Here is a 14,375-nt window from a genome sequence, read left to right as displayed (position 1 = left end):
CTAAAGAAAAGCGCAAGCTAAAATGTTTCAAAAAAATTATTTCTGATTAAAATGGATGTTTTTTATATCGAAGATTTTTTGACCAGAGAATTTGGATGATTAGTTGGGTCACGACAGTGCATGAAAAAAGCGCCTCAGTGGAGGCGCTTTTGAAAAAATATTTAAATGATTAAAAGTCAGAATAATATGTGTTATAAAAAAACAGTTTTCAATAAACATTCAATCTTTTGATATACAGTATCTTTTTCTAAGATTTCTATTGTATAATGACACGTATTGTCATTCCAAATTAAATTATTTTCAACTGCGATTTTTTTTAGCGATTCGAGAGTGCGTTTTGCAAGTACATCTTGTTTTTCGCTTTCATCCTTTGCTTTCAAAAACAGATCAATGGTGTAATTATTAGAGTTAAAATATACTTTAATCACAATAATTTTGTCATTACTTATTTTTTTTTCAAACAATACGCATGTATGTTCATCTTCTTTTGAAGCCGGAGGGTAGGAAGTATTCCATCCATTAATAGGTATTAAGCTATTATTTGTTTTGTAATGCAAGAATAGTATGTACGAATAAAGTTCTGCATGGGGACTACTAAGACGTTGTTGTGATATGAGAATGAATGAATTTTGCCATTTTTGAATGTTTTTCTGTTTGCAATAATCCAATAATCCTGGCATACTAACAAAGTAATACCATACATCTGATTTATTTTTATAATTATTAATCATTGTTTCACATTTCACGCCATCTATCAAATTGTCAAAGAAATCTTTGAATTTATCCACATTATCATTTATCAGCGTATGCCAGTCTGTCAAATCCCATCCAAAAGAAAAGTTTGTATATCCCTTGAAAATACGAGGATAATCTTTTAAACCTATTGTGAGCAGCGCTCGTCTGAGAATATCGCTGCCATGACCATTATTAGTGAAAATCTCTCTAAACTTACTGTCATATTGCAGGAAATTATCGAGATTGAAGCCACCATTGGAAGATGACCATCTTATTATTGGCATAATCTCACCATTCCAAATAGGATGTTCCTGAACATTCCAAAATGCCTCCTCTACTTTAGTGCGATTATCTAGGTGCTTTAGTAGTATATCGAATTTATGCTTTTCTTCTTCGGTGAGAATCTGTTTTGAGACGTCGTTGGCATGTTTTAAAAGTGAAACGATATCTCCTTTTTCAAGTAAATCAATGATTCTTATTGCTTCCCTAGTTAAAGCGTTAACTGCCTTGGAAACATCAGATATCCTGATAAGATTTTTAAAGAATTCATATATGCGGCGGGCATTACGATGAAAGTCTAATCCAGTAACTTTATTAATATTCAGATAGACAAACTTCAATAAAGGCAAAAGTACAAAGCATTGATTCTGACCAATTGCATATAGTTTGTTTACGTCATTGTTAATAGACGGGGAAAGTAAATCATTGACAAATATAAACTCGCTGCTTCGCTCATCAATCCATTTCAGTGCCTTCCAATACGTGTAAATTGTTTCAAAAGAAGTAGTCTTATATGGAAACCCAGATTTGTTTTTTCCCTGAAGGATTGTTTGCGCAAGCCATTTGGTGTCTTTGGACTGCATATTTTTCGGCAGTTCAACATTGACTTGTTCTATGACTGATATCCATCTCATAAATTCAGCTAACCCTGCATCAGCAGTATCGTTGGATCCCTGACGTCTACGCCAGAACCATGTTTCTATCTCTTCCCATTTTTCAGCTACATCATTGAAAGATTTGTTTATCTCAGCGTTTATAACTAGAGGTTTCAGATTCTGAGTTGCCGAAAGTGACTCGCCAGTAGTATTGATAACTACAAATGTTTCTTCACCGTTCTTACGGTTTTCCATGTTGAAATAGAGAAATGTAACATTGTTGAGTAGCCATTTGCCAAAAGAGCAACACCATGTTTCATTTTTATTTTTGAGCAGCGATTCGATGATACTAAGAGCCCTTAACATACTCTTTATGCTTGGATCAAGATTGTAGTCGCTGAAATACCAGTCGCAGTCCTTGATGCTTTCAACCGTGTCTTTGTTTCCGATAAAAAACTTGAGAACAAGGTCACTCATAAAATAGTGTGAGGTTTCGCGGATGTAGTAATTCAGATATGGTCCCTTGTCATCTTGTTTATTCTCAAAGTCATAGATGAGATTGTAACATAACTTATTATTCATTTTTTTATTGAGCATTCCTAACAAAAGGTATAGCGTTGTAAGACGTTGTTGACCATCACAGAGTTGGATATGATTTGTTGGCACCTCGTAGCCGTAAAACAATCCGAGGTTTAATGTTCCCTGTGTGTTCTGGGAATCGGAATCGTATTGCTCTATCAGATTATTCACAAAATCAGTTACTAACTCACCTTTTTCCGTGGAAGCATCATCTCCCCAACAATAGTCCCGCTGCAAATCGGGAATGATAACTTTTTTATCGCCCGAGAACAAATAAGAAAGAGTGTAGGTCTCTCCTGTTTTTAAGTTTATCTTATTTGCCATAATAAGTTTTAAATTTTACTAATGTCTCGTATTTGTTCATTGCAATAGATTTTCCGTCCCATGAGGAATTGGCAAATTTATAGATAGTATGAAGCATTTGGCGGCTTTTAAAAATTTCTTTTATTCTTTTGTCCACAATATTGCCATTTTTATCGTATTGGGGATATTTAAAGAACATAGATTTTTTATCATCAAACGAACAATTCTTGAAAGAGGAATTATCATCCATGTACAACAGTACCAAGTTGCCAATACTATGTTCACTTGCCGTAATTACTTTATCATTAATATTACAAGTACAATCGGAACGGCTTAAATATGAAGGACCAGTAATGATGTTCTGCGGTAATTCAACTTCATTGCCATCAAAATATTTATTCTTGCCGTCGTTCTGCTTTTCCTCATGATATACTTTTGATTTGGGATAAATATGCTCAAGCGAACGGCCACGGCTATCTTTCCTATCCCAAATAGAGAAGTCAAAAGGCCTTCCTTTACCTTCATCTTGTAGGTTGTCTTCATCTATATTTAGCCTTAGTAATAAGCGGAATGCTTGTTCTGCATTTTCATTATAGAGATTATTGCTTTCAAGAATCTGATAAATCTCTTCGAACTTTTCATCAAATTTATCGTTACAGTTATCGATAATCATTTTGTGGGATAAACCGAGGAACGAGTATTTGTAATACTGCCTTAGTTTCTCATCTGTGACCTTGGTTCCTATTGAATAGATATCTGTCGAAGATGTCTTATCACCGAAGAAATACCATTTTATAAAATTATTTATGTCATCGTTACCAATGACTCTCATTATGGCACCAGTCAGATTGTATGTTATTGGATTATTGAAAGTATCCTCAAAACGCTTTTGTAAGCGTCTTAAACCATCGAATGTCTTTTTTGCACATGCAGGTTTCTGCAGATTAAAGAATTTGTGCTTAAAACTATTAAATGTCAATACATCGTTTCTCCAACTCTGATATGTGGATATTAGTAGCCCCATCGCATTATCTACTTTAAAGAATGCTTTTACATCTTCTCTATTCCACCATTGAAGCCATTTATCCCACTCTCGGGCATATCGGCCTCGGAGTACATTGTTATCCCATTCAATAGCATGTTTTTCATTATCTTCTTTCTTCTCGAAATCATCACAGTTGAGTGATGCTAGGCGCAATAATTCTGCCTTAATTAATTCTTCTGATTTCATTTCAGCTTTATTGCCATTCATCATTGAAAATACCTTGGTGGCTTTATCTTCCGGAATATTGATATAAAGAAATTTTACTTTATCGAGAAGGTAATTTAAAAATTTTGATTTTTTATCGGTATTAAATCCATTCAGTTGTGTTGATATTATTCGCAGGGTTTTCTTAAAATAATAAATGTCTTGGAAATCTTCATGATCATTTTCATCTATTTGGGATAAGTCTAAATTTTCCAAGAATTTATTTGACTCTTCGCGAATCTTGTAGCTTATTTTGAAATCATTATTATTATTGTATCCTAAATATTTTAACATGAGATAAAAGAGGATGGTTCGTTGTTGTCCGTCAATCAATACGATGTGCTCATTATTTTCTGATACCGTTATCCCTTGAATGAAAATATCCGAATCAGTGTTAAAGCCTGGAATTAATGTATCTTTAAGCATATAGGTTACGGAGTCTACATCAGAGCCTTTCTTGCTCTTCCCCCAGACATAGCCTCGCTGGTACTTCGGAATGACAAACGTCTTTCCCTTTTTTATATACTCCCTCATTGTAATTGTTGCATCATCCATCGTTTTCTATATAATATTTTTGTTTATGTTCCTCAAATTTACCCAAAAATTTCCTACCCTATTCAACCAACTGCAAACCTATCAAAGAGATATGCCAAACAAAGGTTTTAAGGGATACCACATTATTCGGCAGAAGAAAAAACAAATTGAAAAAGTGTAATTATGAACCAAAGAAAACACTTTCTTCAATATCAAGCATGAATTTATATACTTGAGAATGCTAATGTGATTGTGATTGCAGTTGCGATTGTGGTCATATAGTATTGCTGGGGCGTTGCGGATGTTATGTGTCAATATGTTGCAAAAGTTGTGTTTTTATAAAAACACAACTTTCATAACTTGCTTATTATTAAGTTATCCAGAGCTCCAGTAACTTGCAGCTTATGTACTCTCTGCGCCTTGAAGAAAAATCATTTCGCCAGAAGCTGCATATTCGCTATGCTCGCATGCAGAACATGCCGCCAAGTTTGCATGTGCCGCTTTGCGTCACATGCGTACGGCCCGGCACAAAGCACCGTGCCGTTTTGGGGTTTAACGCGCTGTCGCGCGGAGATGCACGCTCCCTACGGTCGCGGGCCTTCGGCCTTGGGAATATCCGGTCGCGGCTACGCGGCTTTGCCGCTCCGCTTGGAAACATCAGGTCGCGGGCCTTGTGCCGAGTCATGTTTTACCTCACAAAAACTGTCGGGAAAAAAGTACAAATCACCAGCCAAGCTGTGCTAATGGTGATAGATGCGTTAATGTTTGTGAATCTGTCTATCAGATACTTAGCCTTCATGGTGTAAATTTCTGTGTTGCTGCTTTTGAAGAGAACGCGGACAGAAAGGACTTCATCAAAATGAGAACTAGCAAATTTTGTGAGGCGTGAGGCAAGAATATTTGAAACTATAAAGGTCGCGATAGTAACTACTATTAGCTTTGTAATCAGATTTGATTCAGAGCCATCACCGTTTGAAAGGAGATAGAAGCCGGCTCCAATGCAAATCAAAATCCCGATATATTTGGCAATGCCAACTAAATGGTTGCGCTCTTTTATTTGTGCCGTTATTACTGCTAACAGAATAAATTCCCCTATTCCAAATGAGTCCCAGAATTTTTCTGCATGGAAGATTGTTTCTGATTGAAAGGCACTTGAGAATGCCATTAAAATAAGGCCTGCAATTGAAGCGGCGGCAAATGCGCAAATTTCAAAGTTGGCTATCAACCAGCTTTTTGTGGTTACTTGTTGTTGCATAATTTTGTGATGTTAAGTTGTTATTGTGAGCAAAATTATGCTTCGCTTTTGCCAAATGATGGTTGCTGAAAAACAAAAAAATAACAGGCTGTTGGCCTGTTATTTTAACCTATTTTATTTCTAATAAATATTCCCTAGAAGTTATAACCTAGTGAAATAGTAAATGTCTGGTTCTTGGCTTTGACATCATCCCTTGCAATGTTGATTAGGCTTCTTTCAAATCCGGCACCAAGATAGAAATTGGAATAGACTACGCCGGCTCCTACTCTAAAACCAAAGTCTGAACGTTTTAAATTATCATCGCTGAAAGTGTCTGTTTCATCAGATGCCCCTGCAATGGTTACTTTAGATTTTCCTCCAACGCCCAATCCGTAGTATAAACCTGCAAATGGCTGAATTGCAAAGCCGTCATTAAGTTCAAGATTGTAACCTAGAAGTGCGGGTACTTGTAAATAATACTCATTAACGTTAACTTTTCCCTTAACGCCAGTTGTTGCAGTAGCAGTTTCTTTTCCGCCTTTCAGATTACACATTAAGCCTGTCTCAATAAATAATGGAACTGATTTAGAAAAATTAATCTGATCTACAACTCCAACGTTGAAGCCTGTTTTGTTATCTGATGTATTAGACTTGCCATCACTTTTAGTAGATAATTTTGAAAAGTTAACTCCGGCTCTGACTCCAAAGTGGTTGGAAACCTGTGCATTTGAAAATGTTACGCTTGCCATTAGAGCAATTGCAATGATTAATAATTTTTTCATTTTTAATTCTTTAAAGTTTTTAATTCAATAATTTGTACAATTATTTTGAGGCGCAAAAGTACAAAAAACAAGGAAAAATGTCTAACATGACGCCATGTTTTAGTACATGTGCCGCTCTTTTTGGAGATGTGGAACAAAAAAAATAACAGGCTTTTTTGACCTGTTATTTTTTATTACCTATTTATTATCTTCTAGAAGTTATAACCTAGATTGAAAGTGAATGACTGATTTTTCACCTTTCCTTCATCTCTGTTGATTTTCAAAAAGCCTCTTTCAAATCCGACACCAAGGTAGAAGTTTGATATAACCACACCTGCGCCAACTCTAAGTCCAAAGTCAGAACGTTTAAAACCATCATCTCCAAATGAATCAACTTTTTCCTCAATAGTTACGCCATGACTTGTTCCGGAAAGTTTTGTTTTTCCTGCTATTCCCAAACCGTAATATAGACCTGCGAATGGCTGAAGTGTAATATTATCACCGGCAGGAATATCATATCCCAAAAGTGCAGGGACTTCCAGATAAAATTCATTGATTTTTACAGACATGTCAACGGCAGGCGTGCTAACGCTAACATCACATTTTCCGCCTTTCTGTTGGAACATTAAACCAGTTTCAACAAACAATGGAGTTGATTCAGAAAAACGAATCTGATCAACAACTCCTACTTGAAAACCAGCTTTGTACTTATAATCGGGATCATAGCCGCCATAATCTCCAGTAATTCTGGAAATATTTACACCCGCTCTTACTCCAAAGTTGTTAACTTTTTGAGCGTTAGACATGGTTACACTTGCCAACAAGGCAATTGCGATGATAAATAATTTTTTCATAAAATTTGTTTTAGGTTGTTTGATATATCAAATATAATTAAAAATGAGACAATTAGCAAATATAATCCCGCTAAAATTCTGATTGGTAGTGTTTAGAAGTTGTAGCCAAGAGAAATAGTAAACACCTGGTTTCTACCTGTGCCCTCATCATTGTTGATTTTTATTAGGCTGTTTTCATAGCCTGTGCCGATGTAATAACATTTAATTGCAACGCCAACACCAACTCTTAAACCAAAATCAGAGCGTTTTAGTCCATCAGCTCCAAATGTGTCAACTTTATAGCCTGAGCTGTCTTTAACTTTTCCGCCAATGCCTAATCCATAGTATAGGCCCGCAAATGGCTGAACTTTTACCAAATCACTGGCAGGAATGCTATATCCCAAGACTACAGGGATTTGCAGATAGAATGAATTCACAGTAAGCTTTTCATCCTTAACCTTGAAGCCTTTTTGTTCAAACATCAAACCTGTCTCAACATACAATGGAACATTCTCAGAGAAATAAATTTGATCAATAACTCCTGCGTTAAAACCAACTTTTGAATCAGTATTTGCGAATATAACGTCATAGTGTCCTGTAAGCTTGGAAATGTCCATACCTGCTCTAATCCCAAAATGATTAGAAACCTGTGCATTTGAAAACGTTACACTTGCCATTAAAGCAATTGCAATGAATAGTACTTTCTTCATTTTTAATTCTTTAAAGTTTTTTATTCAATACTTTGTACAAAAATTTTTGTGGAACAAAAGTACAAAAAATAAGGAAATTTGACCAATAAGCATGTATGCTTGGATAGTGAAACCGAACTAGCCCTATAACTTGTTAATTTATAGATTATCCTCAAAAGTCTCTGTTTTAAAACTGAGACTTTTAGGGGTATTCTGATAATCAGATAATTAGATGAATAGCTCATTTAAATAGAAATAAAAAAAATAACAGGCCCAATGACCTGATATTTTTTACTATGCAATCAAATTATTTCATAAATTTGCAAAGAAATATATAAATAGCGTTAGCTATTGTTGTGTGAAAACGAAATTGCCAAATTGTTCTTAACGATGCACAAAACAATAGGAACGTCTTGCGTTTATGGCGCAGGCGTACTTATTTGCATCTTGGCGTTTGGCAATGCCAGTTTTTAGATAAGTTTGCTTGCGCCATTTTTCATGTTTCACGGCTCCAAATATAAATTTTTAATTATTGGAATTCATGCAAACTTCCGGCAATTTTCCTGTCCATTTGTTCCATCCTTTTTATCCAAACAGTCAACGAATATGTTTAGGTTGTATCTTTGTAAGAGACAATCTAAACTTAAAAATCATGATACTTTCACAAATTACACGCAGCAAGATGGAAAAAGTCTTTGGCAGGGAAATTAGGTATTCATCTGATTATGAATGCTTGGCAATGGACATTGAAGAGAGAATTCATGAGCACATAGGTGTGAATACTCTTAAGAGATTACTTGGGGATATTCCTGCATCAAATGAACCACGCCTTGCAACTTTGGATATTATTGCTCAATATTTAGGTTTTCCTAATTGGGATATTTACAGTATGGAATTCAACAAGGGGGGTAATTCAGAGTTTAGCAAGAAACTTAATGTGAAGGGAGGAACCGTTTTTGAACTTCATTCATCAGAGTTAAAGAAGTTACAAAAAATAGAGATTCAATATTATCCTGACAGGCAACTTATCCTTGAGTATTTGGGAGATGATACTTTTAAGGTACACAAGAGCGTAAACAGTAAACTTGCCATGGATGATACGTTCAAAGTATCAGTGTTTTACAAGGACTATCCGCTTTTCTTGCCATCTGTAAAGAATAAAAACGGACAAGAGAGAGGCAATTTTACAGCTGGAAAAATTTCCGGACTAACATATATTAATATTTTGTAAAACAGGCTGTCGTTATTTGTTATGCTGAAATTAGTGTGGTTATGCTCAATGGTAATAAGAAGTTTAAGGATAGCAGTTATATAGTTGAGCCCTCTGGGTTCGGCCACAGTGTTATTGAGGGAATCCCGGTTGGTAAAACAAGCGGGGTTTCTCTTAACGGAATGCAGAGCTCTCTTATCTCAACAGGCTCTACATCAGATTCTTGGAAGATTTGCATTTCCGGAAGGTGGTATTTTCTCAAAAGACCAAAGAAGCAATATGCGGATAATCCAAAGTATTTGGAATGTTTTGAAAGAGAGTTCCAGATAGGATATCAGCTTAATAATAAGCATATTGTAAGGTACATTACTAAGGGACATGATGAGGATGGCGTTTATATCCTGACAGATTTTATTGACGGAGTTACCCTCACAAAGTACATTGCGGATAATCCTAACATGCCTCAAAAGGAGATGCGGAGAATAATCATGCAAATTGCTGAAGGTCTTGAATATATGCATGAACACCAGGTTGTGCATTTTGACCTTAAGCCGGAAAATATCATGATTACCTCAATGGACCATAGCGTCAAAATCATTGACCTTGGCTTTTCATATTCAAATTGTTACAAGGCCATTGGCTGCGGAAGCAAACTTTATAGTTCTCCTGAACAATTTTTGAATCCGGAAACTGCAGACCTTAGAAGCGATATATATTCTTTTGGTGCAATTATAAGGTTTCTAGAGAGTTATGGACATTTCAATGCCGGCGCAAAATATACCGGCAGATACAGTGCGGTTGTACGCAAGGCAATGCAGCGTGATAAAGAACGTCGCTATAACTCCATAAATGAAATGGTTGCTGCTATCAAAGGCACTGTACGCAAAAGTCTTCTCTCTATCTGCGCGCTCATGCTGATTTTCATTGTCTTATGCATGGCGTTTCCAAGAATTTCTGCGCTTACAATTTCTAACAAACATGCACTGTCGGGAATAAAAAAAGGGGCGGAAAAGGTTACTTTCAGAATAAAAGGAGTGCCATTTACTTTTGTAAAAGTGGAAGCGGGCACGTTTGCGATGGGCAGTCCCTTAACTGAGGCACATAGATACCCTATTGAATCTCAGCATTATGTGAAGCTTACTAAAAACTTTTATATTAGTACAACAGAGATAACGCAAAGACAATGGAGCGCCGTTATGGGCTATAATCCATCTTATGTTAAAGGGAGAAGTTTCCCTGTTGAGTATGTCAGCTGGGATGATGTTTGCGGAAGAGGAGGCTTTTTGGAGAGAATAAATGCCGCTTTTGTAGGTGTTGGAACTTTTAAGCTCCCGACAGAAAGTCAATGGGAGTTTGCGGCGCGAGGCGGTGTAAAAAGCAAAGGGTATATTTATAGCGGCAGCAATGATTCTAATGAAGTTGCCTGGCATGCAGACAATTCAGGAGGCAAGACTCACCGCGTTGCAGGCAAGATGCCAAATGAACTTGGCATTTATGATATGAGCGGAAATGTGAGCGAGTTATGCTCAGATAAATTTGCTCATAATTATCCCGCAGGTACAAAAGAGAATCCGGTGGTAGATCCGACAGGTCCTGATAAATCATTGGCTGTTATAGGAAGAGGAGGAGATTTTAATAAAATAGATAATCTGTCAAAATATGATTGCAGAGTTGCAGACAGAGGATATGTGGAAACGTCATATAAGGCAAAAACATTGGGTTTCAGGATAATATATGTTATCAAATAAAGGACTTTGGGAGAGAAAGTAAACATATCAGGAAAGTGGTATTGGCTAAGACGCCCACGCAAGTCCGGCGGTGATGTTGGCTCAGATTTAAAGCATTTTGAGGAAGAATTCAAAAATGGCTACATCATTAATTCTCCTTACGTTGTAAGGTATATTTGCAAGTGCAAAGATGAGACGGGAGATTACATTCTGGAGGATTTTGTTGATGGAGACCATTTGATAGATTTTCTTGCTAAACAAAGGTTTACATCTGCCGAACGCAAGAAAGTTACGGAGCAAGTTGCAAGTGCAATGGAGGTACTTGAAGGGTGCGGAATCCCCTGCTCTTCTGTCTCTGCAAATGACGTAATTATTACTTCTATTTACCATGATGCTGTTGTGGTTAGCTGCAACGGACGTGATGAAAAAAGATCCGGCGTAAATGAAATTGCTTTTAAAATCATTAAAGCTGCGCGTGCAAAGTGCCGCAAAAATTTGAAAAAGAATAAGGCTGGCTGTAATGAAGATGACAAGCCTGCAAACACATCTGTAGTTAACTTTTGGTCAAAGTACCGCTCTGCTATTCTGACAATTGCCTCGTCATTTGTCATTGCAGCATGCTGCTTCCTGTTCTTTGTTTTACCTGTTATCAGGCCAAAAGCAGTTTCCTATATAAACGGTAAAAAACTATCGGGAATAATAAATGGAGCAGAAAAAATTTCTTTAAGAGTGCATGGACAATATTATGATTTTGTGTTAGTTAAAGCCGGAACATTTTTGATGGGCGGCTTGTTTGAACAGCACTTGGGAAATGTGAACGGAACAATGATGACCAAAATTGCAAACGCTCCTCACTGGGTAAAAATAACTAGAGATTTTTATATTGGGACAACGGAAGTTACTCAGAAACAGTGGATTTCCGTGATGGGCAATAATCCCTCTTATGACAAAGGGAAAAACTTGCCTGTGGAAAACATCTCATGGCTAGAGGTATGCGGCAGCAAGGGATTTCTTAAAAAGTTGAATAACCTCCATTCCGGAAGAGGCTATTTTAGGCTCCCGACAGAGAGTGAATGGGAATTTGCAGCACGCGGCGGCATTAAGAGCCGCGGATATATTTTCAGCGGCAGCAATAATCTTGATTCCGTTGCATGGAACTCAGGAAATTCAGGAGAGAAAGCCCATCCTGTTGCTCTATTAAAGCCCAATGAGTTAGGTGTTTATGACATGAGCGGGAACGTTTGCGAATGGTGCAGTGATAATGTTTGGCTGTATTCCCCAAATACAAAAGAAAATCCATACGTAGACCCGCAAGGCTCTCCCAACCTGAGCCTCAAGGTATTGCGCGGTGGCAGCTCTTTTCATGTAACTTATGATTCAAAAGATAAAGGGTGTCTGGTCTCATTCAGACACGTAGACTCCCCCATTGAGCACAAAACTTACTTTGGAGTTCGGCTGGTTTTTATTCCCTAATCTTTAAATTTTTGGAATAAATTTTGAGTTATATTTACTCCAGATTTTGAAGCATACGTGTTTCAACTACCAGAATTTAAATACACAAAAAATATGAAAAAAATTACAATTCTAACACTGCTAATAGCTGGTTTCCTTGGTGTTATGCCTATTGCTGCAAATGCGCAGAGTGCGCAAAAATGCAATAATTCAGAAGCTGTCCTTAACAATATCATGACCCGCACAAGCATTAGAGCGTACCAGGATAAAACAGTTGAAAAAGAAAAGGTTGAGAAGATTTTGAGAGCAGGAATGGCTGCTCCTTCTGCAATGAATAAACAACCTTGGGCATTTGTGGTTGTAACCAATAAAGAGCTGCTTACAAAGATTGGTTCAGAACTGCGCAATGCCGGCATGACCGCTAAAGCACCAATGGCAATTGTGGTCTGCGGAGATAAAAACAAGATGATTCCCGGCAACGGAAAAGATTTTTGGATTGACGATTGTTCAGCTGCAACAGAAAACATTCTGCTAGCTGCTCATGCGCTTGGACTTGGAGCCGTTTGGACAGGTTTCTATCCTGATCTTGAGCGCTGCGGTAAGTTGAGCACTATTTTAGGACTATCAGATAATCTGATACCTCTTAATGTAATCCCGATGGGTTATCCTGCGCAGAATCCTGCCCCAAAGGATAAGTGGAAACCGGAGAATATTATAGAGAAGTAAGTTTGGAGCTTTGTGCCGCAAATGACTGACAAAAAAGATTAACTTTGCGGAGATGAGTGATGAGAATGTAAATATTGCAAGCGGTAACCGCATTCCGCTGGCGGAGCGCATAAGGCCCAAGAGCTTAGAGGACTATGTGGGCCAGGAGCATCTTGTAGGCAAGGGCGCCATCCTGCGGAATATGATTGATACCGGGAATATTTCGTCCTTCATTTTGTGGGGCCCTCCTGGAGTTGGAAAGACAACGCTGGCCTATATTATTTCCAAGCAGCTCAACCGTCCGTTTTTTTCTTTATCTGCGGTAAGCTCTGGAGTTAAGGAAGTTAGGGATGTAATAGCAAAAGCTAAGGATAAAAATTTATTCTCCCGACAGACCCCTATTCTTTTCATTGACGAAATTCATCGTTTTAGCAAATCTCAGCAAGATGCGCTGCTTGGCGCTGTAGAAGACGGTACTATTATTCTGATTGGTGCAACAACGGAAAATCCTTCATTTGAAGTGATTAGCCCATTATTGAGCCGCTGCCAGGTATACGTGCTGAAAGAGTTAACTGTCGGGAACTTAGACACTTTGCTTACCCGCGCCCTTGAAAAAGACGAATACCTTAAAACTCTCAATATTAAGGTAAAAGAGAAAGAGGCTCTGTTCAGATATAGCGGCGGTGATGCACGCAAGTTGCTGAATGTCTTGGAGATAATCACAAGCACTTATGAAACGTCACAGACGGACAGTGCAAAATCAGGCAAAAAGAAAACTGTGCTCGTCATTGACAATGAACTTGTAACCAATAGGTTGCAGGAGAACATGGCTATGTATGACAAGAACGGAGAGCAACATTATGATATAATTTCCGCTTTCATAAAAAGCATGCGCGGTTCCGATCCTAATGCTGCAGTTTATTGGATTGCAAGGATGTTGAAAGGCGGAGAAGATCCTCTGTTCATTGCGCGACGGATGGTAATACTTGCCGCAGAGGATATTGGCCTGGCAAATCCAAACGCGCTTCTTCTTGCGCAATCAACGTTCGCAGCTGTTCAGCAAATTGGGCTTCCGGAGGGACGCATTCCACTTACGGAGTGTGCTATCTATCTGGCAACCAGCCCAAAGAGCAACTCTGTCATTACTGCTATTGACGGTGCTACAGCTTATGTAGAACAAACTGGTGATTTGTCTGTTCCGCTGCATCTAAGGAATGCCCCTACCAAACTCATGAAAGAACTTGGGTACTCAGACGGTTACAAATACGCGCATGAATACGCGGGCAATTTTGCAGACCTTGAGTTCTTGCCCGATGAGATGAGCGGTACCAAAATCTATGATCCGGGGGAGAATAAGAAGGAAGATGAGATTCGTCAGAGAATGAGGCGTTTCTGGCCTAAGTATAAATATTAAGCACTACACTCTCATTTCAGGCAATAGCATTAATTGACTCTAATTTGGCATATTTCGCCATAATGCTTTTTACGC

Annotated in this window: 11 protein-coding genes; 5 read left to right on the top strand and 6 right to left on the bottom strand. The window is 37.8% G+C overall.

The genetic code is table 11. The features are described from left to right. Positions 1–191: 191 nt before the first annotated feature. The 6 genes from LKM37_07970 to LKM37_07945 all read right to left on the bottom strand — a co-directional run bounded on the left by LKM37_07970 (position 192) and on the right by LKM37_07945 (position 7,813). Complete coding sequence (locus LKM37_07970) at positions 192–2,513, bottom strand: DUF262 domain-containing protein (GenBank protein MCI1720921.1); 2,322 nt, start codon at positions 2,511–2,513, stop codon at positions 192–194. Then, positions 2,503–4,296, bottom strand: coding sequence for a DUF262 domain-containing protein (locus LKM37_07965; GenBank protein MCI1720920.1), 1,794 nt, complete (start codon positions 4,294–4,296; stop codon positions 2,503–2,505). The genes LKM37_07970 and LKM37_07965 overlap by 11 nt, the downstream gene beginning before the upstream one ends. Positions 4,297–4,963: 667 nt before the next feature. After that, a complete protein-coding gene (locus tag LKM37_07960; protein ID MCI1720919.1) occupies positions 4,964–5,530 on the bottom strand; it encodes a hypothetical protein in 567 nt (188 codons plus the stop codon). A 134-nt stretch (positions 5,531–5,664) separates the two neighbouring features. Then, entirely contained in the window at positions 5,665–6,291 is a 627-nt protein-coding gene (locus LKM37_07955) for a porin family protein (protein ID MCI1720918.1), read from the bottom strand. A 191-nt stretch (positions 6,292–6,482) separates the two neighbouring features. After that, the gene (locus tag LKM37_07950) at positions 6,483–7,124 is read right to left on the bottom strand and encodes a PorT family protein (protein ID MCI1720917.1); all 642 of its coding nucleotides are present in this window, start codon (positions 7,122–7,124) and stop codon (positions 6,483–6,485) included. A 92-nt stretch (positions 7,125–7,216) separates the two neighbouring features. After that, complete coding sequence (locus tag LKM37_07945; GenBank protein MCI1720916.1) at positions 7,217–7,813, bottom strand: porin family protein; 597 nt, start codon at positions 7,811–7,813, stop codon at positions 7,217–7,219. Between the two features lie 631 nt (positions 7,814–8,444). On the opposite strand from LKM37_07945, the gene LKM37_07940 reads away from it, so the two are divergent. The 5 genes from LKM37_07940 to LKM37_07920 all read left to right on the top strand — a co-directional run bounded on the left by LKM37_07940 (position 8,445) and on the right by LKM37_07920 (position 14,300). Further along, complete coding sequence (locus tag LKM37_07940; GenBank protein ID MCI1720915.1) at positions 8,445–9,023, top strand: hypothetical protein; 579 nt, start codon at positions 8,445–8,447, stop codon at positions 9,021–9,023. A 41-nt stretch (positions 9,024–9,064) separates the two neighbouring features. Beyond that, the gene (locus LKM37_07935) at positions 9,065–10,750 is read left to right on the top strand and encodes a bifunctional serine/threonine-protein kinase/formylglycine-generating enzyme family protein (protein ID MCI1720914.1); all 1,686 of its coding nucleotides are present in this window, start codon (positions 9,065–9,067) and stop codon (positions 10,748–10,750) included. Between the two features lie 6 nt (positions 10,751–10,756). Further along, a complete protein-coding gene (locus LKM37_07930; protein MCI1720913.1) occupies positions 10,757–12,202 on the top strand; it encodes a formylglycine-generating enzyme family protein in 1,446 nt (481 codons plus the stop codon). A gap of 93 nt (positions 12,203–12,295) precedes the next feature. Continuing rightward, on the top strand, positions 12,296–12,907 hold the full coding sequence (locus tag LKM37_07925; protein ID MCI1720912.1) for a nitroreductase family protein: 612 nt from the start codon (positions 12,296–12,298) through the stop codon (positions 12,905–12,907). A gap of 52 nt (positions 12,908–12,959) precedes the next feature. Continuing rightward, positions 12,960–14,300 (top strand): replication-associated recombination protein A, encoded by a 1,341-nt coding sequence (locus tag LKM37_07920; GenBank protein ID MCI1720911.1) that lies wholly within the window; start codon positions 12,960–12,962, stop codon positions 14,298–14,300. Positions 14,301–14,375 lie beyond the last annotated feature (75 nt).

It is taken from the genome of Bacteroidales bacterium, assembly GCA_022647615.1.
Lineage (GTDB): Bacteria > Bacteroidota > Bacteroidia > Bacteroidales > UBA932 > Egerieousia.
This window is presented reverse-complemented; position numbering and strand designations above follow the sequence as displayed.